This window comes from Streptomyces sp. NPDC097107 (assembly GCF_044762405.1).
Classification (GTDB): Bacteria; Actinomycetota; Actinomycetes; order Streptomycetales; family Streptomycetaceae; genus Streptomyces; species Streptomyces thinghirensis.
In genome coordinates this window covers 169572-190697 of record NZ_JBIWEF010000010.1, presented here as the reverse complement: position 1 = coordinate 190697, position 21126 = coordinate 169572, and the positions used below count along the sequence as shown (strand labels likewise).

20 protein-coding genes are annotated in these 21126 nt (G+C 71.0%); 7 read left to right on the top strand and 13 right to left on the bottom strand.

Going from position 1 to position 21126, the window contains the following annotated elements; translation table 11 throughout:
- Window positions 1–72: 72 nt before the first annotated feature.
- From ACIQ1J_RS24525 to ACIQ1J_RS24505, 5 genes are all read right to left on the bottom strand, one after another.
- Window positions 73–1098, bottom strand: coding sequence for a glycoside hydrolase family 6 protein (locus ACIQ1J_RS24525; RefSeq protein WP_403560010.1), 1026 nt, complete (start codon window positions 1096–1098; stop codon window positions 73–75).
- An 89-nt stretch (window positions 1099–1187) separates the two neighbouring features.
- Window positions 1188–1859 carry a class F sortase gene (locus tag ACIQ1J_RS24520; protein ID WP_403560008.1) on the bottom strand — a complete coding sequence of 224 codons (672 nt, stop codon included), beginning with the start codon at window positions 1857–1859 and terminating at the stop codon, window positions 1188–1190.
- Window positions 1860–1861: 2 nt separating this feature from the next.
- Window positions 1862–2422, bottom strand: a complete 561-nt coding sequence (locus ACIQ1J_RS24515) for a hypothetical protein (protein WP_403560006.1) — start codon at window positions 2420–2422, stop codon at window positions 1862–1864.
- Between the two features lie 122 nt (window positions 2423–2544).
- Window positions 2545–3324: an HAD-IIA family hydrolase gene (locus ACIQ1J_RS24510; RefSeq protein WP_210960654.1), complete on the bottom strand. Its 780-nt coding sequence runs from the start codon at window positions 3322–3324 to the stop codon at window positions 2545–2547.
- A gap of 397 nt (window positions 3325–3721) precedes the next feature.
- Window positions 3722–4558 (bottom strand): hypothetical protein, encoded by an 837-nt coding sequence (locus tag ACIQ1J_RS24505; protein ID WP_403560003.1) that lies wholly within the window; start codon window positions 4556–4558, stop codon window positions 3722–3724.
- Between the two features lie 401 nt (window positions 4559–4959).
- On the opposite strand from ACIQ1J_RS24505, the gene ACIQ1J_RS24500 reads away from it, so the two are divergent.
- Window positions 4960–6513 (top strand): PQQ-dependent sugar dehydrogenase, encoded by a 1554-nt coding sequence (locus ACIQ1J_RS24500; RefSeq protein ID WP_403560001.1) that lies wholly within the window; start codon window positions 4960–4962, stop codon window positions 6511–6513.
- Window positions 6514–6677: 164 nt separating this feature from the next.
- Here ACIQ1J_RS24500 and ACIQ1J_RS24495 read toward each other — a convergent pair whose 3' ends face one another.
- The gene (locus ACIQ1J_RS24495; protein ID WP_403560234.1) at window positions 6678–8069 is read right to left on the bottom strand and encodes an ROK family protein; all 1392 of its coding nucleotides are present in this window, start codon (window positions 8067–8069) and stop codon (window positions 6678–6680) included.
- A 200-nt stretch (window positions 8070–8269) separates the two neighbouring features.
- Between ACIQ1J_RS24495 and ACIQ1J_RS24490 the strand changes: the two genes are divergently transcribed.
- The 3 genes from ACIQ1J_RS24490 to ACIQ1J_RS24480 all read left to right on the top strand — a co-directional run bounded on the left by ACIQ1J_RS24490 (window position 8270) and on the right by ACIQ1J_RS24480 (window position 10810).
- Window positions 8270–9349 carry a Gfo/Idh/MocA family oxidoreductase gene (locus tag ACIQ1J_RS24490; RefSeq protein ID WP_403559999.1) on the top strand — a complete coding sequence of 360 codons (1080 nt, stop codon included), beginning with the start codon at window positions 8270–8272 and terminating at the stop codon, window positions 9347–9349.
- A complete protein-coding gene (locus ACIQ1J_RS24485) occupies window positions 9346–9828 on the top strand; it encodes a heme-degrading domain-containing protein (protein WP_403559997.1) in 483 nt (160 codons plus the stop codon). Before ACIQ1J_RS24490 ends, ACIQ1J_RS24485 begins: the two co-directional genes overlap by 4 nt.
- A gap of 106 nt (window positions 9829–9934) precedes the next feature.
- Window positions 9935–10810 (top strand): LLM class F420-dependent oxidoreductase, encoded by an 876-nt coding sequence (locus ACIQ1J_RS24480; RefSeq protein ID WP_403559995.1) that lies wholly within the window; start codon window positions 9935–9937, stop codon window positions 10808–10810.
- A 121-nt stretch (window positions 10811–10931) separates the two neighbouring features.
- Here the strand turns inward: ACIQ1J_RS24480 and ACIQ1J_RS24475 are convergent, their stop codons facing one another.
- The 3 genes from ACIQ1J_RS24475 to ACIQ1J_RS24465 form a co-directional block, all read right to left on the bottom strand.
- Window positions 10932–11789, bottom strand: a complete 858-nt coding sequence (locus tag ACIQ1J_RS24475) for a fumarylacetoacetate hydrolase family protein (protein WP_403559993.1) — start codon at window positions 11787–11789, stop codon at window positions 10932–10934.
- 198 nt (window positions 11790–11987) lie between these two features.
- A complete protein-coding gene (locus ACIQ1J_RS24470) occupies window positions 11988–12749 on the bottom strand; it encodes a YidC/Oxa1 family membrane protein insertase (protein WP_403559991.1) in 762 nt (253 codons plus the stop codon).
- 107 nt (window positions 12750–12856) lie between these two features.
- Entirely contained in the window at window positions 12857–13168 is a 312-nt protein-coding gene (locus ACIQ1J_RS24465; RefSeq protein WP_403560232.1) for a DUF6412 domain-containing protein, read from the bottom strand.
- Window positions 13169–13389: 221 nt separating this feature from the next.
- Here ACIQ1J_RS24465 and ACIQ1J_RS24460 point away from each other — a divergent pair, with 221 nt between their 5' ends.
- The 3 genes from ACIQ1J_RS24460 (at window position 13390) to ACIQ1J_RS24450 (ending at window position 16638) form a co-directional block, all read left to right on the top strand.
- Entirely contained in the window at window positions 13390–14460 is a 1071-nt protein-coding gene (locus tag ACIQ1J_RS24460; protein ID WP_403559989.1) for an SEC-C domain-containing protein, read from the top strand.
- A 121-nt stretch (window positions 14461–14581) separates the two neighbouring features.
- On the top strand, window positions 14582–15040 hold the full coding sequence (locus ACIQ1J_RS24455) for an SRPBCC domain-containing protein (RefSeq protein ID WP_403559987.1): 459 nt from the start codon (window positions 14582–14584) through the stop codon (window positions 15038–15040).
- A gap of 248 nt (window positions 15041–15288) precedes the next feature.
- Window positions 15289–16638: a DNA cytosine methyltransferase gene (locus tag ACIQ1J_RS24450; RefSeq protein ID WP_403559985.1), complete on the top strand. Its 1350-nt coding sequence runs from the start codon at window positions 15289–15291 to the stop codon at window positions 16636–16638.
- Here ACIQ1J_RS24450 and ACIQ1J_RS24445 read toward each other — a convergent pair.
- The 4 genes from ACIQ1J_RS24445 to ACIQ1J_RS24430 are packed head-to-tail and all read right to left on the bottom strand — an operon-like array spanning window position 16564 to window position 21033.
- Window positions 16564–17031, bottom strand: coding sequence for a very short patch repair endonuclease (locus ACIQ1J_RS24445; protein WP_403559983.1), 468 nt, complete (start codon window positions 17029–17031; stop codon window positions 16564–16566). The genes ACIQ1J_RS24450 and ACIQ1J_RS24445 overlap by 75 nt on opposite strands.
- 44 nt (window positions 17032–17075) lie before the next feature.
- Window positions 17076–18893: a DEAD/DEAH box helicase gene (locus tag ACIQ1J_RS24440; RefSeq protein ID WP_403559981.1), complete on the bottom strand. Its 1818-nt coding sequence runs from the start codon at window positions 18891–18893 to the stop codon at window positions 17076–17078.
- The gene (locus ACIQ1J_RS24435) at window positions 18890–20317 is read right to left on the bottom strand and encodes a hypothetical protein (RefSeq protein WP_403559979.1); all 1428 of its coding nucleotides are present in this window, start codon (window positions 20315–20317) and stop codon (window positions 18890–18892) included. Before ACIQ1J_RS24435 ends, ACIQ1J_RS24440 begins: the two co-directional genes overlap by 4 nt.
- Window positions 20318–20328: 11 nt before the next feature.
- The gene (locus ACIQ1J_RS24430) at window positions 20329–21033 is read right to left on the bottom strand and encodes a hypothetical protein (protein WP_403559977.1); all 705 of its coding nucleotides are present in this window, start codon (window positions 21031–21033) and stop codon (window positions 20329–20331) included.
- Window positions 21034–21126: the final 93 nt, after the last annotated feature.

Below are 21126 nucleotides of genomic sequence, written 5' to 3'. Positions count from 1 at the left end.
GCTCCCGCAGGTGGTGACCAGGGGCGCGGGAGCGCTGCGGCTTGTCGCGCAGCCCCCGCGCCCCTAAGTTTCCTATCCTTGCGCCAGCTTCAGGGCGTACTCCGGCCACCACTCGCCGGCCTTCGGGCCGCCCTTGCACTCGCCGTCCGACTCCCCCGGGCGCTTGACCCACAGGTAGGCGTCGACCAGGGGGTCGGCGGTCTTCGTGGTCGGGGTCTCGCCGAGGGCCCGGCCCGGCGGGTTGCACCAGCGTTCGCCCGGGTCGCCCCCGGTGTAGGGGCCGTTGCCGTTGCGGCTGGTGTCGATGACGAAGTGCTTGCCGCCGACCTTGGCCGAGAGCTGCTTGCCGTAGGCGATGGAGTCCTCGGTGGTGTAGAAGTTCGAGACGTTGACCGAGAAGCCGTCGGCCTGGTCGATGCCCGCCCACTTCAGCGGCTCGAAGATCTGGTCGGGGTGGCCCCAGCCGGCGTTGCCCGCGTCCAGGTAGACCTTGGTGTTCTCCAGCGCGGTGAGCTTGGCGATGGCGCCCTTGAGGAGGTCGTAGCGCTCCTCGTGGAACTGCTCCGGGGTGCAGCCGTCCACCAGGTGGAGCACCGCGTCCGGCTCCAGGACGACCGTGGCGGAGCGGTCGCCGATGCCCTTGGCGACGCCGTCGATGAAGTCGCGGTAGGCGTCGCCGTCGGCGGCGCCGCCGCCCGAGTACTGGCCGCAGTCGCGGTGCGGGATGTTGTAGAGGACGAGGAGCGCGGTGCGGCCGGCCTCGCCGGCGGCCTCGGTGAAGCCCCGGGCCTGCTCCTCGGGGTTCTCCGGGCTGATCCACTCGCCGGTCGGCTGCTGGGCGATCTTGCGGATCTGCTCGGCCTGGTCCTTCTTGTCGGACTTCTGCAAGGCCGTCAGCTGCTGGGCCGCGTTGCCGTCCGGATTGACCCAGAACGGGTCGGCCTCCTTGGGCTGCTGGGTTATCCCGGCGCCCGCGTTCTTGTCCTTGCCCTCGCCGTCACCGGACGAGGAGCAGCCCGCGAGCAGCAGCGCCGCCCCCAGCACCACTGCGGACGCTCGCCTCGTGGACAAGTTTCCGGCCCCCCTGCTGCCGTACATCCAACCCCCCTGGGTGCACTGTTCCAAGGCTCAATCCTGACATACGCCTGTGGCACCCACGAGGTTCCCGGATACTGGCCCGGAGGTCCCTAGGAGCCGGTACCCGTGAGGTACGCCGATACGACCACGTTGGCCGTGTAGCTGCTGGTGGCGCGGTCGAAGGTGCCGCCGCAGGTGATCAGGCGGAGTTCGGCGCGGCCCGTGCTGTGCGGCCCGTAGGCCTGCTGGGCGTCGAAGCCGTCGCGGGTGAGGACCTGGACGTCGTCGACGGTGAACTCGGCCACCCCGGCGTCCTCGCGGACCACACGGATCGTCTCTCCGGGTTCCAGGGTGCTGACCTCGTAGAAGACGGCGGGCCGGGTCTCGGTGTCGACGTGGCCGACCATGAGCGCGGTCCCGGCCGCTCCCGGCGTCACGCCGTCCGCGTACCAGCCGACGGAGCCGGGGCGGTCGAAGGGCGGTGGTTCGATGGCGCCCTTGGTGTCGAGGCCGCTGGTGAGGACCGGGGCCCGGATGTCGAGTTCGGGGATGTCCAGGCGCTGCGGCAGGGCGTCGCCGAGGGGCTCGTGGGCGGGCGGCAGCGGTACGTCAGGCGGTCGGCCGGCCGCCGCCATGTCGCCGGTGGCCGGCACGGATATGCCCTCGCGGACGCCGGTGGCCTCGCGGCCCCACAGCCACAGCCCGAGCAGCAGCACCGTCCAGGCGATGCCGGTCACCAAGCGGCCGGAGCCGACGGTGCGTCGCTGGTCCTGTTCGGACATGGTCATTCCGTCCCGCGGCTCCGGCTGCGGACACCGCGCAGCGCGACGGCGACGGCGGCGATGCCCGCGAGCACCAGGCCGGTCACGGTGTGCGCCGTGCCGGGAGGCTCGGGGCGGGCCTCCCGGGCGTCGGCGGCGGCCAGCGGCGCGGTGCCGCCGCCGCCCGCGTCGACGGGTGCGACGGGAGAGGCGGGGGCGGCCGGGCGGCGCCGGTCGGCGACGGTGACAGTGCCCTTGCGGGCGTCGTCGCCGCACTTGACCTGTACGGCGTACGCGCCGGCCTCCACGGTGGAGCGGACCGTGCCGGCCCCGACGAGGACGCCGTCCTTCGCGGCCAGGGTGAGCCGTACGTCAGAGGCGAAGGCCGCCGACACGGCGAGGGCCGTTTTCTCGGTGCAGTCCGCCACGCGGAGCTCGACGTCGCCGCCGGGCGCGGGTGTGGACGGTGACACCGAGACGCCTGCGCCGTCCACCGCGTACGCGGCCGGTGCGAGCGCCGCGATCGGTGCGAGGGCCGCGGCCACCGCGGCTCCGGCACAGAGAGTGACTTTCAGTGAGCCCATCGTGCACCTCCAGTTACCTGGAGACTCCCCCGCTGGACGGGCCCCCGCATCCTGCGCGGGGGCCCGGCTGCTCCGAACGGGTTACAGCGGCGGCGGGCGGGTTTACCGCCGCTCCACGGGCCTCAGACCCGTTCGACCAGGTCGGCGATCGAGTCGACCACCTTGGACGGGCGGTAGGGAAAGTTCTCGACCTGCTCGGGCCGGGTCAGGCCGGTGAGGACGAGGAAGGTCTGCATCCCGGCCTCCATGCCGGCCAGCACGTCGGTGTCCATGCGGTCGCCGATCATCGCGCTGCTCTCGGAGTGGGCGCCGATCGCGTTGAGCCCGGTGCGCATCATCAGCGGGTTGGGCTTGCCGGCGAAGTACGGCTGCTTGCCGGTCGCCTTGGTGATCAGCGCGGCCACCGCCCCGGTCGCCGGGAGCGGGCCCTCGGTGGAGGGGCCGGTCTCGTCGGGGTTGGTGCAGATGAACCGGGCGCCGGCGTTGATCAGCCGTACCGCCTTCGTCATGGCCTCGAAGGAGTACGTGCGGGTCTCGCCGAGGACGACGTAGTCGGGGTCGTGGTCGGTGAGGATGTAGCCGATGTCGTGCAGGGCGGTGGTCAGGCCGGCCTCGCCGATGACGTACGCCGAGCCGCCGGGCCGCTGGTCCTGGAGGAACTGGGCGGTGGCCAGCGCCGAGGTCCAGATGGACTCGATCGGCACCTCCAGGCCCATGCGGCGCAGCCGGGCGTGCAGATCGCGCGGGGTGTAGATCGAGTTGTTGGTGAGGACCAGGAAGGGCTTGCCGGACTCGCGGAGCCTCTTGATGAAGGCGTCGGCGCCGGGGATCGGCACGCCCTCGTGGATGAGAACGCCGTCCATGTCGGTGAGCCACGACTCGATGGGCTTGCGGTCTGCCATGTGCAACGAACTCCTGGCGTGCGGTGGGGCGAGGGCGGGGGCGCCGGAACCACGGCGTACCGGCGCCCCACAGCCTAATCAGGACTGCGCCGGACGGACCCCGTCGATCACCCGGTACCAGTTCTCGCCCGCGGTGCAGCGGCGGCGGACACGGGCCGTGCGGGGCGGCTCGGTCGCCGGTGGCCGACTTCCAGGCGTCGATGCAGGAGGTGAGCTCCTTCTCCTCGACCGCGTAGTACTTCGGCACGCGGCTCGTTCGGGTAGTCCGCGGAGGGATGGCCGCTGATGGGGGTGGCGGGGAGCGCGGGGGTGGTGGGAGCGGCGTTGGACGGCAGGGGCACCGGGACCCCGGGGAGGGGCGCCCGGTACCCGCGCCGGCGTCCCGGCCCGGTGCGTCTCAGCGGCGCCTGCGGGCCAGCAGTACGGCCGCGGCGCCGGCGGCGACGAGCAGGGCGGTGGCGCCCAGTGCCGCGTCCACCCGGCCCAGTCCGGTGCCGGCGAGTTCGTCGGCGAACGGGATGCCGGTGCCCTGGTCGTCCGGGGTGGCGGCGACGGAGGGGGCGGCGGGGTCGGCGGAGCCGGACGGGGCCGCGGGGTCGGTGCCCTGCGCGGCGGCCTGCTCACCGGCGCCGACACGGAAGCGGTAGTCGTTCGACTGGCCGATCCACTCGCCGTCCCCGCCGCGGCGCTGGACGACGGCCGCATTGGCGGTGACCTCACCCGGGGCGGTGTCCGAGGTGAACGCGAGCCGCACCTTGACGGTGAGGGTCTTGCCGGGGCCGACGGTGAAACCGGGAAATCCGGAATCCTCGTCGGCGGCGTCCTCGCCGAACGCGCCGATCAGCTCGTCCCGGTCGGTCGCCTCGAAGGCGACGGGACGCGGCCGGGAGCCGTCGTAGAACTCCAGGCGGGGCTGCGACGGCTCCAGAGCCCGATCCTCGTCGACGAGGACGACGACAGGGTGGATGCCCTCGCAGCCGCGGGAGGTGGTGTTGGTGAGGTCCAGGTACCAGGTGCCGTAGCCGCCGCCGGCCTCGTAGCCGGCGGGGCCGCCGTGGATGCGGGTGGTGAGGGGGAAGGTGTGGTCGTCCGGGGCCGTACAGGCGGGCAGCGGGGCCCGGGGGTCCGCGTGCGCGGGGGTGGCGGGGGCGAGGACGGCGGACGCGGAGGCGGAGGCGGCGAGGAGGGCGGCTGCCGCCACCAGGCAGGGGGACGCGGGCGTGAACAGTCGCATAAACACATGAGCGTGCCGATGGATCGCGGATGCGGGCACCGCCATTCGGGCCATGCCGCCCGGACGGAGGACGGGGACCACTCGATCGGCGGCCGGCCGCCGCCGGCACCGCACTGTTCGCGCCACACGGCGTGAAAGTGGCGCAATCACGCGTTGCCGCTCCGCTTCGGGGGCCGCAGCCTGGGTTCGGGAGCGCCACGGGAGCGCTCCCACGCCACCGACGTCCGACGCCCGACGTCCGACGTTCGACGTCCGACGTCCGACGTCCGACGTCCGACGTCCGACGTTCGACGTTCGACGTTCGACGTTCGACGTTCGACGCCCGACGTCCGACGCCTACGGAAGAGGGACGAGAAGGTCCTATGGATTGTCATATACATGCCCATCGCGTGCGGCGTCGCTTGACGCTCGTCCTGAGCACCCTCGCCACGGCGCTGCTGCCGGCCGTCCTGCTGACCACGCTGACCCCCGCGCCCGCCGTGGCCACGACCACGGCCACAGCCACAGCCACACCGGCACCGGCAGAGGCACCGGCAGAGGCGCCCCCCGTCCCCCTCCCCTCGCTCAGCGCCACCGCCACTCAGGTCGCCTCCGGTCTGAGACGGCCCACCGCCCTCGCCGCCCCCGACGACGGCACGGACCGCCTGTTCGTCACCGAGAAGCGCGGCACCGTCCGCGTCTACCACCCGGACACCGGCCTGGCCGGGCCCCCGCTGCTCGACATCACCCCGGCCGTGGACGAGTCGGGCAACGAGCGCGGCCTGCTCGGCATCGCCCTCCCGCCCGACTTCGCCGACAGCCGGGACCTGTACCTGGCGTACACGGCACTCCCCGACGGCGCGGTCACCCTGGCCCGCTACCGGCTCGACGAGTCCCGCCTGGAGCCCCTGCTCTCCCAGGAGCACGCCGAGTACAGCAACCACAACGGCGGCCAGCTCGCGTTCGGCCCCGACGGCAACCTGTACTGGAGCATCGGCGACGGCGGCGGCTCCGGTGACCCCTTCGACGCCGGGCAGCGGCTGGACACCCTGCTGGGCAAGATCATGCGCGTCGACGTGAGCCGCGCCTGCGCCCCGCTCGCCTACTGCGTCCCCGCCGACAACCCCTTCGTCGGCACCGAGGGCGCCCGCGCGGAGATCTGGCAGTACGGGCTGCGCAACCCCTGGCGGTTCTCCTTCGACCGCGCCGACGGCTCGCTGTGGATCGGCGACGTCGGCCAGGGCCGCTGGGAGGAGATCGACCACCTCGCCGCCGGACAGGGCGGACTCAACCTGGGCTGGTCCTGCTACGAAGGGCTGGAGAAGTTCACCGGCGGAGACTGCGCGCCGGGCGAGGAGTACACCGAGCCGGTCTTCACCTACTCCCCCTACACCGGCGGCTGCTCGGTGATCGGCGGCCACGTCTACCGGGGCGAGCGGTACGCCGACCTGGTCGGCGGCACCTACATCGCCACCGACTACTGCTCGTCCACCGTGTGGGCGCTGCGCCCCGACGGCCGGGGCGGCTACGAGCAGGCCGAGATCGGGGAGATGCCGACCCAGGTGACGTCGATCGGCACGACGGTCGACGGGGAGTTCTACGTCGTGAACGACCTGCCCGGCGGCCTGCACCGCGTGTCGTTCACGCGCGAGGAACCCACCTGCCGGGTGGACCGTACGGTCACGGCCTGGGGCACCGGTACGACGGTCGACCTCACCGTCACCAACACCGGCGACGCCCCGGTGAACGGCTGGACGCTCGAGTTCCCGCTGGCCCTCGGGCAGACGGTCGTATCCGACTGGAACACGGAACTGACGCAGGGCAGCAACACGATCTCGGCGGGCAGCGCCTCGCACAACGCCGCCATCGCGCCGGGCGCGAGCGTGACGCTCGGCTATCTCGCCGACCACACCGGTGACGCGTCACCACCACCGCGGTTCATGCTCAACGGGGACGCGTGCGCGGTGGGCCGCTGAGCGGCGGCGCAGGCCCGCACGGGGCCCGCCCGGCACGGAGCCCGCCCGGCACGGGGGGCTCGCCCGGCACGGGGGGCTCGCCCGGCACCGGGGGCTCGCCCGGCACGGGGGCTCGCCCGGCACGGGGGGGACTCGCCCGGCACCGGGATGTCGGCCGGGCCCCGTCAGGCGTCGCCGCGCCCGAACAGCGGCGCGAGCAGCAGCTGGGCCGCGCCCTCCGCGACTCCGCGCGTCCCGCCGGGCGCGATCCGCACCGGTACGGCGCCGTCGCGTCCGCCCTCTCGCCGGGCGCGGGCGTCGAGGACGGCGCCGACCCCGTGGACGAAGGCCTCGGGCGCGGCGGCGACGGTACGGCCACCCAGCAGGACCAGGTCGATGTCGAGCAGCCCGACGAGGTTCGCGGCGCCCGCGCCCAGCACCCTGGCCGCCTCCGCGAGGTCGCCGCGGGCCACGGCACCGAGGCACAGGGCCTCTATGCAGCCGCGAGCGCCGCAGGTGCAGGGCGGCCCGTCCAACTGGATGACCTGGTGCCCGAACTCCCCGGCGCCGGTCCGGGCGCCCCGGTGCACGCCGCCACCGAAGACGAGGCCGGCGCCGAGTCCCGTACCGAGGTGCAGGTAGGCGAAGGAGCCGCCCGCGCCGACGCCCGCGCCGCCACCCGCGCCACCGCTCTCCTCGCCACCCTCTTCGCCGCCCACACCGCCACCCTCGCGACCGCCGCCGCCACCCTCACGACCACCCACACCGTCGCCTCCGCGACCGCCCAAGCCGCCACCCTCACCGTCACCCTTACGACCGCCCTCACCGTCGCGACCGCCTTCACCGCCACCGTCGCGGCCACCCGCACCGCCCCACTCACCGCCACCCTCCCCCTCACCGCCGGCCGCAAGACCGACCGAGAGGCCCAGCGCCGCCGCGTTGGTGTCCTTGTCGACGACGACCGGCACGCCGAGCCGCCGCGCCAGCGCGTCCCGCAACGGGAACCCGTCCCACTCCGGAAACCCCGTGACCCGGTGCAGCACGCCCCGGATGTGGTCGAGCGGGCCCGGGAGGGCGACGCCCAGGCCGAGGAGGGTGGGCGCGGCGGCGAGGGCCCCTGCCGGCGGGTTCAGCGTGTCGGCGACCAGCTCCCGGGCCACCCCCGCCACCGCCTCCACCACGGCCTCCGCGCCCGCCCCCAGATCCAGCGGGGAGCGCCGCTCCCCCACCACGGCACCGTCGAGGTCGACCAGCACCGCCCGCAGCTCGTCCCGGTCCAGGTGCACGCCGAGCGCATGGCCCGCCTCCGGCACCAGGCGCAGTACCGTGCGCGGCTTGCCGCCCGTGGACGCCCGGCGTCCGGCCTCGGCGGCGAGGCCGTCCTCCCGGAGCCGGGCGGTGATCTTGCTGACCGCCTGCGGGGTGAGCCCGGTCCGCTCGGCGAGCTCCAGCCGGCTGATGCCCTCGGCACCGGCGGTGCGCAGCAGGTCGAGCACCAGAGCGGTGTTGTGGCTGCGCAGGGCGAGCAGGTTGGCGCCGCCCACCGCGAGGTTGGCGCCACCCACCGCGAGGCCCACGCCCGTACCCGTGCCCGACCCGGCCCCCCCACCCGACCCGGCACCCGCACCCGACCCGGCACCCGCACCCGCACCCGCACCCGCACTGCCGCCGTACGCGCCGTAGCCGCCGTTCCCGCCGACCCCATCGTTCGCCCTGTTCACGCCTCCATTGTCCCCGGCGCTTGCACTTTGGCAACAGCGTTGCGAAAGTGGGAGGCATGACTGGTACTCCTCCCGGCAGCCCCCTGCGCGTCGGCCTCGTCGGCTACGGCCTCGCGGGCTCCGTGTTCCACGCCCCGCTGATCGCAGCCACCGAGGGCCTGGCCCTGGACACGGTGGTCACCTCGAACCCCGACCGGCAGCGGCAGGCCCGCGCCGAGTTCCCGGACGTGCGGACCGTCGCCGCTCCGGACGAGTTGTTCGAGCGGGCCGCCGAGCTGGACCTGGTCGTCATCGCCTCCCCGAACAAGACGCACGTACCGCTCGCGACGACGGCCCTGAAGGCGGGTCTGCCGGTCGTGGTGGACAAGCCGGTCGCGGGCACGGCGGCCGAGGCGCGCGAGCTGGCGACGCTGGCGGAGGAGCGCGGCCTGCTGCTCTCCGTCTTCCAGAACCGCCGCTGGGACAACGACTTCCTCACCCTCCGCAAGCTGCTGGCCGAGGACGCGCTGGGCGACGTATGGCGGTTCGAGTCGCGCTTCGAGCGCTGGCGGCCGAAGCCGAAGGGCGGCTGGCGCGAGTCCGGCGACCCGGCAGAGATCGGAGGTCTCCTGTACGACCTCGGCAGCCACGTCGTGGACCAGGCGCTCGTCCTCTTCGGCCCGGCCACGCAGGTGTACGCCGAGTCGGTCGTCCGGCGCGCGGGCGCGGAGGCGGACGACGACACGTTCATCGCGATCACGCACGCGAGCGGCGTCCGCTCCCACCTCTACGCCTCCTCCACCGCCGCCCAGCTCGGCCCCCGTTTCCGCGTCCTGGGCTCGAAGGCCGGCTACGTCAAGCACGGCCTCGACCCGCAGGAGGCGGCGCTGCGCGAGGGCAAGCGGCCGGGCCCCGGCTGGGGCGAGGAGGACGAGTCGCTGTGGGGCCGCGTGGGCGCCGGGGAGTCCCCGCTCACCGGCGGCGGACACGTGGAGGCGACCGTGGCGGGCGACTACCCCGCCTACTACGCGGCGGTGGCGAAGGCCCTGCTGGACGGCGGCCCGAACCCGGTCGGCGCCCGGGAGGCGGCCGCCGCCCTGGAGGTACTGGAGGCGGCCCGCCGGTCCGCCCGCGACGGAATGGTGGTCTCGCTGTGAGCCCGTCCCCCGACACAGCCGTCCCGACCGTGGAGGAACTGGAGGCCCAGGAACGCCGCCTGGTCTTCCGCCGGTTCACGAACGACGACGCGTGGGCGCTCGGCTCCCTCCTGGTCGAGCTGGCCCGGGAGCGCCGGGCACCGGTGGCCGTCGACATCCACCGCGCCGGCCAGCAGCTCTTCCACGCGGCCCTGCCCGGTTCGACCCCCGACAACGACGCCTGGATCGCCCGCAAGCGCCGGGTGGTGGAGCGGTACGGCTCCGCGTCGTACCTGGTCGGCTCCCGCTTCCGGGCCAAGGGCACGACGTTCGAGGAGTCCTCGCGGCTCGACGCCGACACGTACGCGGCGCACGGCGGCTCGTTCCCGATCACCGTGGCCGACATCGGTGTGATCGGCTCGGTGACCGTGTCCGGGCTGCCGCAGGTCGAGGACCACCGGCTCGTGGTGGAGGCGCTGGAGCGGTTCCTGGGCGAGTAGCCCGAACGGCCCCGGACGGCGCGCTCGGGGAATCACCGGTGGGTACCCGTGGTTGGCAGGCAGGTACGCAGGATGATCACGGTGCCCACCGGAGGGATCGCAACCGATGAACGACGCGACGGCTTCTCTGAAGGAATCGGTCGGACGGTACGGCGTCTGGAGCGTGCAACTGCGCTCCGGGGAGGACCCGTCGGGCGACGCGGAACGCGCCCAGGCCGCCGCCGAGTTGGAGCAGCTCGGCTACGGTGCCCTGTGGCTGGGCGGCAACACCGCGGCCCGGGACGCCGCCCCGCTGATCGAGGCGACCTCGCGGATCGTCGTCGGCACCAGCATCCAGAGCATCTGGGAGCACGAGGCGTCCTCGGCGGCGGCGGGCTTCGCCGAGCTGGAGGTGTCCCACCCCGGCCGCTTCGTGCTCGGCCTCGGCGTGAGCCACGGCCCGCGGGTCGAGGGGTACAGCCGCCCGTACTCGACGATGGTCGGCTATCTCGACGACCTGGACAAGGCGGGCATGCGGGCCGGCCACCGGCTGCTGGCGGCGCTCGGCCCCAGGATGCTGGAGCTGTCCCGGGACCGGGCGGCCGGTGCGATCCCCTACCTGGTCACCCCCGAGCACACGGCGCAGGCCCGCGAGCGCCTCGGCGAGGGCCCGCTGCTGGCCCCGGAGTTCAAGGTCGTACTCGACTCCGACCCGGCCCGCGCCCGCGCGACGGCCCGCGCCTACCTCGCCATGTACCTGCAGCTGCCGAACTACACCAAGAACTTCCTCAACCTCGGCTTCACCGAAGCCGACGTCACCGGCGGCGGCAGCGACCGCCTCATCGACGCCGTCTTCGCCTGGGGCGACGAGTCCACGATCCGCGCCCGCGTCGACGCCTTCCACGCCGCGGGCGCCGACCACGTGGCCCTCCAACTGGTCGAGGACGACATGACCCGCCTCCCGAGGGAGGGCTGGCGCAGGCTCGCTTCACTACTGACGTGAGGTGAAGCGCCCCGTAGGGGCGCGGGGCTGTGACATGTGCGGCTCCGCCGCGCGGGCGCGACAAGCCGCACACAGCCCGCGGCCAACGACGCACCCCAGTCCCGGCGCCCCCGGCGGAGCGCTACCCGTTCTTCAGTTCCTGCCGCTGCCGACCGAGCCCCTCGACCTCCAGCTCGACCACGTCCCCGGCCCGCAGGTACGGCTTCGGTTCGGGGTGCCCCATCGCCACCCCCGCCGGCGTCCCGGTGTTGATGACGTCACCGGGACGCAGCACCATGAACTGGCTGACGTACCGCACGACCTCCCCCACGGGGAAGATCTGGTCCGCCGTCGTCCCGTCCTGCTTCAGCTCCCCGTTGACCCACAGCCGCAGCGGCAGCCGCTGCGGGTCGGGCACCTCGTCGGCGGTCACCAGCCACGGGCCCAGCGGGTTGAACGTCTCGCAGTTCTTGCCCTTGTCCCAGGTCCCGCCCCGCTCGATCTGGAACTCCCGCTCGGACACGTCGTGCGAGACGGTGTACCCGGCGACGCAGGCGAGCCCTTCCTCCGCCGACTCCAGGTAGCGGGCCGTACGCCCGATCACGACCGCCAGCTCCACCTCCCAGTCGGTCTTGACGGAGCCGCGCGGTACGAGCACGGTGTCGTCCGGCCCGACCACCGTGTCCGGCGCCTTGAAGAAGACGACGGGCTCGGCGGGCGGCTCGGCCCCGGTCTCGCGGGCGTGGTCGTGGTAGTTCAGCCCGATGCACACGATTTTGCCGATGTGCCCCACGGGCGGTCCGACGCGCAGCCCCGTGCCGTCCAGGGCGGGCAGCTCACCGGCCTCGGCGGCGGTCCGTATCCGGCCGAGCGCGGCGTCGTCGCCGAGCAGCGCTCCGTCGATGTCCGACACCACGCCCGACAGGTCTCGCAGGGTCCCGTCGGCGCCGAGCAGCGCGGGTCGCTCCGACCCCGCCGTACCGACTCGCAACAGCTTCATGATCCCCAACTCCTCGGTCTCGGGCAGCCCGCCCGATGAGGTGCGACCTGGGTGCGGCAGTAACGCGACAACCATCGGAGGACTGGTCGATCCTCCAAGGTCGGGGTCCGCTCCGCAATACCCCGTTCACGTACTGGACCGTAGCCACGCCGTAGCCATGCCGTACGGCGCGTCCCGCGCCGCCCGCCCGCGGCGGCGTCAGCGGTACAGAACGGCCCGCTCCACGGCACTCCACGTCGTACTGGTGACGACGTACAGCGCGGCGGCCAGCGGCACCACCGCGACCGTGACGAGCGTGAAGAAGGACATGAACGGCATGACCTTGGTGATCGCGCCGAGCCCCGGCACCTGCTCCCCGTCACCACCGCCACCACCGCGGCCGACACCGGCACCGCCCCCGCGGCCGACACCGGCCGGCAGCATCGGCTGCTCGGCCATCGTCCGCTTGGTGAGCCGGTAGCTGAAGACGGCGACCCCGGTGACGAACGCGAACAGCGCGACGTACACGAGCCCCGCGCCCCCGACCGGCCCGCCGTCACCGAGCGCGTCCGCCCACCGCCTGCCGAGCGGGGCGGCGAGGAGCTGGTGCGAGAGCAGTTCGTTGGCCCGCCCGCCGATCGTGGAGCTTGAGAACAGGTGGTAGAGGAGGAAGAACGCCGGGATCTGGCACAGGCTGGGCAGGCACCCCGACAGCGGCGACACCTTCTCCTCGGCGTGCAGTTCGAGCACGGCCCGCTGGAGTTTCTCGGGGTTGTTGGCGTGCTTGCGGCGCAGTTCGGCGATCCTCGGCTGCAACCGGGTACGCGCCTTCTGCCCGCGGGCGGCGGCCCGGGACAGCGGGTGGACGAGGAGCCGTACGAGGGCGGTGAACAGGACGATGGCGGCGGCCGCGGCGGACGCGCCGAACAGCGGCTGGAGCAGGTCGGCGAGGTGCTCGACCAGGCTGGCGAAAACGGACATGGATGGGTGAGCCCTCCGGGGGTCTCGTCGTGCGTGCCGGGTGAAGGTGATGGCGGCATGACGACATGACCGGCGCGGGGCCAGGTACGGAAGTAGTGGTACGTGCCCTACGCGGTGGTCGCCGGGAGGGCGTACCCGGGTGCTCGGGGCCGGCGGCGGCCGCGGGCGTCGGGATCGCGTTGGGGCAGGAACGCCGTACGCAGGTCCCGGTCCCTGATGGCCGTTCGCACCCGGGTGGGCGGCACGGCGGGCGCGCAGCGGGCGGCGATGACGGCGCAGACGGCGAGCGCGGAGCCGACCGCGGCGGTCGCGGCGAGCGCGACGGTGGCGGAGAGGCTGCCGACGTCGACGAGCGCGACGGGGAGGAGTACGAGAAGCAGTACGAGCACGGACCGCAGGGTGCGCACGAAGCGCGGCATGCGCGGGGGAATGTCCAGGGGACGTGGGGCGGTGGCCCGGTCGCGGGTCATCGGCCACTCCCCTCTCGTACGCGCGTTTGCCCCAGTTATACAGGAGCCGCCCGCTGCCCGGTACGGCACACGACCGGGTGCGAGGACCACGCAGTGCCCGCTCAGCGGCCCGGAACCTCCGCCCGGCGGGGAGCTCACCTTCGTCACCTCTCGGCAGTACGGTGTCCACCATGCGCCCCGACACGCCCGCCGAAAACGTCGACCACACCGCCGAAGCGGCACGCCTGGAGCGGACCGCCGGCCTCTACCCCGAGGACGCCGAGGCCCTGCTCCTGCGCGCCGCGGCCCACCTGGAACTGTCCGGCGACCGCCCCGCCGCGACCAAGCTCTACGACCGCCTGCTGACGCCCTCCGACACCGGCCCCTCCGGTCTGGAGAACCCGTCCCTGGTCCGTGCTCTCAAGGCTTCGAACCTGTGGGAGTACGACCACGAGGCGGAGGCCAGGGCGATCATCGACGGCGTCCGCGCGGCGTCACCGCGCGACCCGGCCCCCTGGGTGATCGTCGCCGAGGCCCTGGAGGCGCACGACGAGCTGGAGGCGGCGCACGAGACGTTCACGGAGGGCGCCCGCCTGCTCCTGACGGACGTGGCGGAACCCCCGTACTCGACCCATCCCCTCCTCTATGGCCGCCACCGGGTCCGCAGGATGCTGGGCCTGCCCCACGACGACTGGGACGCCCTGGCCGACACCCTGCACTCCATGCCGGTCTCCCTGGACGAGCTGCACGACCCGAAGCGCGTCTGGTCCCTCGGCTCGGACGACCCGGCGGACCTGGAGGCGGAGATCTCCCGCCTCCGCGCCGAACTGGGCGCCTACCGCGAGGCCCTGTCCCGCCCCTTCCCGGTGGCCATGCTCCACTGGCCGGCCGGCGAACTGACGGAACTGCTCGACGCGTACCCGCCGCTGGCCTCCGAGTACCCCTCCTACGACGACCACCTGGCGACCATAGAGTCCGCACTGCGCGAGCTGGCGTCGTCCGGCACCCCGAACCTGGGCGTGGTCCGGGGCACGGTCCCGTCGTACGAGGCCTTCGCGGCCTCGGAGGGCGTCTCCCCGGCCGACCCGGCCCTTCTCCCCCAGTACGCGACGACGCTGGCGGCCCGGGGCCGCGCGGTGGCGTGGCCTCCGCAGCGCGGAGCGGCGTGCTGGTGCGGCTCGGAACAGCCGTACGCGCAGTGCCACGGCCTCGGAGGTCCCGCCGCACACGGCCTCGGAGGTCCCGCCGCAACGGACCGATGAGTTTTCGCCCCGCCGCACGTCTACAGGTGCGTCGAATGCCTTGCGACCGCATCACAACCGCAAGGCGTCGATCCCCGTCACCCCTCACCCCTCCGCCCTCGATCGAAGGAGACAGGACGACATGAGCACCGAGCAGACGAACGCGGCGGCGAACGGCTTCTCCTACGCCCTGACCCGCACCCTGGACGCCCCCGCGGCGCGGGTCTGGCAGGCCTGGACCACCCCCGACCAGTACGCCCAGTGGGCCCACGCCGCCCCCGGCTCCGTCGAACTGGACGTCCGCCCGGGCGGCGCCTGGAAGGCCACGATGGTCACCCCCGACGGCGCCGAGTTCCCCCTGACCGGCACCTACGTGGAGGTGGACGAGCCCACCCACCTGGTCGTCGGCATGGACGTCCCGGGCCGCTCCACTCCCGAGACGATGACCGTCGAACTCACCGAGCAGGAGGGCCCGCGCAACACCGTGATCACCCTCCGCCAGACCTGCGACACGGCAGAGGCCCGCGACATGGCGGAACAGGGCAGCGGCATGCTCCTGGACGGCCTGGAGAGCTTCCTGACGAACGGGGCGAAGGACTGATCGGGGGCGGCCACCGTCCGCGCCTTCGCCCCTCCGCCGGGTACCGGCTGCGAAAAGTGGCACAGAACCTGACGGCAGCATTGGTCCGCGAACGCCGATGATCACCGGGAACTGCAGGTCCCGTGCTCTCACGCCTCACCTCACGCGTGATGCCTCAGTGGCCCACCAAAAGTGCGAGACTCTTGATGTCGAGAGGCTCGCACGTGACCATCGCCTCTCCCCGAACGACCACCTTCAGGAGGAGCGGCATGCCCCGCAGCGGCCAGACGCGACCGCGGTTCGCCTCGCCATTGACCTCGATCGAGATCTGCGCGGGCGCCGGGGGGCAAGCCGTCGGATTGCACAACGCCGGTTTCGATCACCGTGCTCTCGTCGAGTGGGACTCGCACGCCGCAGCCACGTTGCGGACGAACGTGGGCGGCTGGCCCGGCTGGGATCAGCGCAAGGCTGAGGAAATCCGCCCTATGGATGTCAAGGATTTCCTGGATTCCGAGGTCAGAAAAAATCTCGGCCTTGAGCCAGGTGAACTCGACTTGCTCGCCGGTGGTGTGCCGTGTCCGCCATTCTCCTTGGCCGGACACCGCCTTGGCCCGGACGATGAGCGCGACCTCTTCCCAGCCGCGTTGGACATCATCGAGGTTCTCCGGCCAAAAGCGGTGATGATCGAGAATGTCCGAGGAATCCTCGAACCTCCGGAAGTATTCATTGAGTACAGAAATTCAATCCTTGACACCCTGCGTGACCTCGGGTACCTAGTTCCTGACATTGATCAGAGCCAGTCAGCGAGCGCTCAGGACGTAGTTATGCGAAAAGTCTGGCGACGACTTGACGCAAAGCACTTCGGAGTACCACAGCTCCGCCCGCGGGCAATCCTGGTGGCAATTCATCGCTCTGCAGTAAGGCCGGGAAACGCAGGATTTCAGTGGCCGACTGGAATCAAAGGTGGCGAAGTCACCGTTTTCGAGAAGCTTGAGAAGAGCATGCTCGCACGCTGCAAAGCCTTCTGGGACAAGAACGCGGATGGCGAACCTGCCCGCCCTGGCGAGCGGTCCGGAAGGACCGTGTTCGAGGACTGGAAGCGGCGGGTCACCCAGGCCTCAGCGGCAGGCAAGACCGTTGCCCCGACACTCGTAGGTGGCTCTAGAAAACATGGCGGCGCTGACCTTGGGCCTACTCGCGCCAAGCGCGCATGGGCGGAACTCGGGGTCGATGGAATGGGCATCGCCAACGACCCGAAAAACTGCGATCCGGAACGCGACCTGTTCCGCCCCGCCGGTCCTATGCTCACTGTCACTCAGGCGGCGGTCATCCAGGGTTTCCCTGAAGAGTGGAAGTTCCAAGGACGGAAGACCGCCCAATACCGTCAGGTCGGGAACGCCTTCCCGCCGCCGGTAGCCGAGGCAGTAGGACGCGCTATCGCCGCAGTCCTGCTCCCTGAATATGGGGACGTTCTCACCAGGGAGTATGAGATGGAGCCAGCAGGCGCGAGTCCCGTCGAGAACATTCCGCAGCAACTGGAAATCTCAGTCACCGCAAGCCGCTCCGCCCGTACGCCGAGTCAAGACCGTCACGGCGATTTTGTCGGCACAGGCGTCTGACGGCTCATGCTCCCAGAAGCGGAGCACCAGCCAACCGGCTTCCCGCAACCTTTCGTCAGTGTCCCGGTCTCGCTTCACATTGCGGACGACTTTTTCTGACCAGTAACCAGAATTAGTTTTTGGCGGGACATAATGTTCAGGGCAGCCGTGCCAATAGCAGCCATCAACGAATACCGCGACTTTCGCCGAACGGAAGACCATGTCGGCCGTCCGGCGAAGGTCCGGTTCAGGGCGGGCAGCCACCCTGTACCGCAGCCCTGTGGCATGCACGAGCCGCCGGATCAGGATCTCCGGCTTCGTGTCACGGCTGCGGATCGCCTGCATGTTGCGGCGGCGAGCTGCGGAGGAAGCCCAGGAACCTTCCGGGGCCTCCCATTCGGCTTCGGGGGACACACCGCAGAGGGTAGTCCCGTCGGCCTCACAGCACACAGCCAGTCCTAGAGACCTCCCATGTGACTCAGCAGCGCCTCAATGTCACTCGATGCGAGACCAGCCGCCACCGAAGGCTCCTCCTCCAGATCGGCGAGCTGCTGCACGGTGGGGTCGTCCAGGATGCGCCCCATGAACTCCAGCTTTCGTTCCAGGCTCGCGGCCACAACCTCGTCGACTGAATTCCGCACCGCCAAGACTGTCACCCGGGTCTCCGTGTCAGGGGCGAGCCCGAGACGGTGGATGCGGTCCAGGCTCTGGAGGAACCGACCCGCCATGAAGTCACGGTCCACATAGACCGCGTCATGGCAAACGTGGTGCAGGCTGATTCCCTCGCCCAGAGTGGCCGGGTTCGAGATGAGCACCATGCACGCCGGGTCTTCCCGGAACCGCCGAATCTGCTCCTCGCGGTCAGGCGTACCGCCGTAGACGACAGCCGGGCTGTACTTCTCCAGCATGTGCTCCAGCGTGGTAAGGCTCCTGACGAACGTCGTCCACACCAGCGTCTTCCGGCCCCGCGCAGCATTCTCCGCGATGATCGCCACGGCTTCCTTGTACTTGGGCGAAAGCTCGTAGTCGGGAAGATTCTGCATGAGTGAGTACAGCGAACCTCCCTCGGGAATCTCCAGCGGCGGCAGCTGATACGCGAGTGGCTCGTAGCGGCTGCCTCCTTCCATGAGAAGGGCGGGGCTCGTGGCAGCCATGAGGAGGCGGAGTGCCGTCCTTCCGAGGGAACTCAAGTCCTCGCGCGCGGCGCCGCTCTTCTCGCCGCCCACGATTGCCGTGTAGATCTCGTCATGCAGCGGCGGCATGTCAACGAAGCGCAGTCCCAGCTGCACGGGAGGCAGGCCGAGTTCGTGTTTCGTCGTGCGTGTGAACAGCGGCCGGAGGACAGCACTGGCGTGCGCGAGATCTCCTCCAGCAACTGCCTGGACCACTGTGCGCTGGCCGTGGCCGGGCCAGACGAAACCCAGGAGATTCTCCAGGTCCCGTGAACCGTTCGGAGCCGGCGTACCGGTCAGGATCAGTCGGCGTGCGGCCAGAGGCCCCAGCGCCATGCAGGCCGCCCCGTAGGTTCCCCGGGCACCCAGTTTCATCCGGTGCGCCTCGTCAAGGATGATCATGGAGGGAGCCGACTTGAGCCATCCAGCCAGCATGGGCAGTGACCGGTCGAGACGCTCGTAGTTCACCACAAGCACCTCAGCCCACTGATCCAGCGACCCGTCCAGGACGTTGACGCGCAGCGGATGGATCAGACACTCTGCGGTCTCGAAGCGCCACGACTCGTAGGCCGACTTAGGGCACACGACCAGCAGTCGGCTCACCCGGCCGGCCGCCTTCTGGGCCGCGTACACAGCGAGCGCGACCCGGGTCTTGCCGGCGCCGGGAACGCTGAAGTTGGCGCCGTGCTGAAGCGACAGGAGCTTCGCGATGTCTCGGCGCTGGAACTCGCTGAGTTCGCCCTTCCAGCTATCACCGAGAAGCGCGGGCACGTCATCGGACGCGACCTCGCCGGCCGTCTGCCGCCCAGCGAGCCGCTGCTGCACGGTGTGGGCATCCTGGACCACTCCGGATACCAGGTCCCGAAGGTCGTCCGCCCACTCCACACCGGCGGGGTCTGACCAGGTACCGAGCAGGCCGAGGTCCGCAAGCAGCTCGTCCAGGGAGACCGAAGCACTCAGCGGGCCAAGCTGGCCGCCGGTACGAAAGCGGGCGGCCAGCTGTACGAGTTCCTGCTGGAACGATTCCGTGGTTCGCAGTACCACCCGAGTACGGGTCTCATCGAACCCGAGGCGCAGCGACTTATCGCTAGCGGAATTGGTCACCGGGGGCCCTCCGCCGCAACCGCGTCCAGTAGCCAGGAAACGCCGTCTCCCGGCTGCGGCAGCCCGCGGCCAGCCTGCTGCGCGAGCTTAAGCAAGCTGCCCCGCAACTTGACCACAGCGTCATCGAACGCCTCCTCGTCCAGGCTGCGGGAGGTACGTGCCTGCACCAGGTCGTTCACGCACTGGTCGATACTCGCGCAGGCCTCCGCCAGCCGGGCCGGGGCAAGCTGCTTGCGCTTGCGGAGCCGGGCGCTGCGGCCCGCCGCCTCGATCGCCTCGTCGAACGCCTTCTTGGTGCTGTCCCAGGTGTCCTGCGCGGCGGCCTTCCGCTCGTCACCGAGGTCCGAAGCTTCGTTCCTCACTACGGCGGCGGTGCGGAGAATCTCGTCGTTCATCGCCCGGGCTTCCGCGACAGCGGAGGAGGCGGCGGGCACCTCCAGGCCCAGACCGGGGATGGACACCGACTGCGGCTGCGCGGCCGTCGTACCCCCCATGGGCAACTGCTGCTCAAGCCCCGCCTTTAGGAAGTCCTCATTGATGTGACGGACATCGGTCTTGGAGAAGTCGAGCAGGATCGCAGCCAGGCGCAGCTCCTTCAGAACCTCGGCCTGGTCACGGTCCACTGTTTCCAGCTTCACGTACAGCCGGTGGAGCTCCTTGAGCCGCTCCTGCGCGCCCTCCCAGTCCACCAAGCGCAGTCCGTTGCCGCCGCCGGTGCGACTGCGCTCGTTCAGCTCGCGGATCGTGCTGAGGATCCACCGCTCCTGGTGGTAGGTGCGCACCTGAATCCGGAAGTCCTTGGCGATCTGCTCAGGCGTCCGGCCCAGCGCCGCCTGCTCTTCCATGGCGATGAGGCGGTTGATATAGGAGTAGTCACGCCGGTGGTCCTTGCGCAACTGCAGGGACAGCTCGACGGCGTTGATGTCGGCCCACGTGAACGACGCCGGCAGCACGCCCACGCGCATCGACTGCGCGCCGAGTTCGCGAAGCGCGGCGGCCCGGGTGTTGCCGTTGACGAGCACCCCGTGCCGGGTCACCAGCCCAGGGTCGTTCTGCCCGAACTGGTCCAGGCTGTCCTTCAGGACATCGAAGTCCTTGTCCCGCACATTCGTGTTCTCGGGGTCCGCCTTGAGCAGGAACCCGAGGTAGTCCTGGCTCTCCGCGCTCCAGGGGTCCTTGTCCAACGCCGCGTCCCGCTCGGCGTCGTGGCTGCGCTGAGCCCGGATGCGGTGGGTACTGGGGTTGAAGAAGAGGCTGCTGAGCGGCAGGTCGACCACTTCGACATGGGCCTGCTGCCCGTTCCAGTCGACGGTCACGGTCTCCCGGGTACCGCCAGACGTCTTGACCTCCTCTACCTTCTTGCTGATCAGCTCGCTGAACTCGGCCGCCCGCGGCGGGGCCGGAAACTCGCGCATCATCGTCATCCCGTCCTGTCTCAGTCGTCCGTACCGTCAAGAGCGTCGGCCACAGCCTTACGGGAGTTTTCCGGCAGGGTCCGGTACATGCCCCACAGCACCTCCAGCGAGCTGTAAGTGCGCTGATCGTTCCTCACCCATCCGCTCAGCACGCTCCGCTCAAGGGGAGCCAGTGACTCGATACGGGAGAGCACGGCCGGCAGATCCACGGAACGGTCGACACTCCCTCGCCCGCACCGCTTGCACTCCGTGATCAACTGGTGCGTGAGACTGCCGTCAGGAAGCGTGACCTGCCGCCGGGCGATGTTGAGCGCCGACTGTTCGACACCGTCCTCGTAGGACTCGGCAACGCCGATGCCACACGTGCGACACAGGTGACCGTCGGCCTGCATCACCCTCGCCCGCTGAGCGCTGGTGATGCTGGCCTTGTGGCTGGGTGCCTTCGCCTGACCGGGAATCCAGACATCCTTGCCGCGTGACACGAACCGGCGCTCCTGCTGCAGCAGCTCAGGGTCCTCTCGGCTAGTCAAGATCTCCCAGCCGTGGTCCCTGAGATCACGCATACGCCGGTCAATCTGCGCGACCTCCGGGAAAGCCTCGCGCAGCTTGGCCACAGTGAAGATGTTCCCCTCCCCGACCTCCTGAATCAGCCACAGCGCCGCACGCGCCTTGCTGCCCAACTTGTGGTTTCCGACACTGGTCTCCTGCCAAGACGGCAACGTCATGATGGGTCCCCTCCCACGCAATGAGGCGCTCTGTCGCAAATTAGACGAAATGGCATATAAGTGACGCCATCTGCGAATGTGAGACTCGCACCA

Bases quoted from the DNA above. Each gene is read 5' to 3' on its own strand.
- ACIQ1J_RS24460 (WP_403559989.1), top strand. From the start codon at position 13,390: ATGCGCCCCGACACGCCCGCCGAAAACGTCGACCACACCGCCGAAGCG.
- ACIQ1J_RS24465 (WP_403560232.1), bottom strand. From the start codon at position 13,168: ATGCCGCGCTTCGTGCGCACCCTGCGGTCCGTGCTCGTACTGCTTCTC.
- ACIQ1J_RS24475 (WP_403559993.1), bottom strand. From the start codon at position 11,789: ATGAAGCTGTTGCGAGTCGGTACGGCGGGGTCGGAGCGACCCGCGCTG.
- ACIQ1J_RS24525 (WP_403560010.1), bottom strand. From the start codon at position 1,098: ATGTACGGCAGCAGGGGGGCCGGAAACTTGTCCACGAGGCGAGCGTCC.
- ACIQ1J_RS24505 (WP_403560003.1), bottom strand. From the start codon at position 4,558: ATGCGACTGTTCACGCCCGCGTCCCCCTGCCTGGTGGCGGCAGCCGCC.
- ACIQ1J_RS24510 (WP_210960654.1), bottom strand. From the start codon at position 3,324: ATGGCAGACCGCAAGCCCATCGAGTCGTGGCTCACCGACATGGACGGC.
- ACIQ1J_RS24450 (WP_403559985.1), top strand. From the start codon at position 15,289: ATGCCCCGCAGCGGCCAGACGCGACCGCGGTTCGCCTCGCCATTGACC.
- ACIQ1J_RS24515 (WP_403560006.1), bottom strand. From the start codon at position 2,422: ATGGGCTCACTGAAAGTCACTCTCTGTGCCGGAGCCGCGGTGGCCGCG.
- ACIQ1J_RS24480 (WP_403559995.1), top strand. From the start codon at position 9,935: ATGAACGACGCGACGGCTTCTCTGAAGGAATCGGTCGGACGGTACGGC.
- ACIQ1J_RS24430 (WP_403559977.1), bottom strand. From the start codon at position 21,033: ATGACGTTGCCGTCTTGGCAGGAGACCAGTGTCGGAAACCACAAGTTG.
- ACIQ1J_RS24455 (WP_403559987.1), top strand. From the start codon at position 14,582: ATGAGCACCGAGCAGACGAACGCGGCGGCGAACGGCTTCTCCTACGCC.
- ACIQ1J_RS24470 (WP_403559991.1), bottom strand. From the start codon at position 12,749: ATGTCCGTTTTCGCCAGCCTGGTCGAGCACCTCGCCGACCTGCTCCAG.
- ACIQ1J_RS24490 (WP_403559999.1), top strand. From the start codon at position 8,270: ATGACTGGTACTCCTCCCGGCAGCCCCCTGCGCGTCGGCCTCGTCGGC.
- ACIQ1J_RS24435 (WP_403559979.1), bottom strand. From the start codon at position 20,317: ATGACGATGATGCGCGAGTTTCCGGCCCCGCCGCGGGCGGCCGAGTTC.
- ACIQ1J_RS24520 (WP_403560008.1), bottom strand. From the start codon at position 1,859: ATGTCCGAACAGGACCAGCGACGCACCGTCGGCTCCGGCCGCTTGGTG.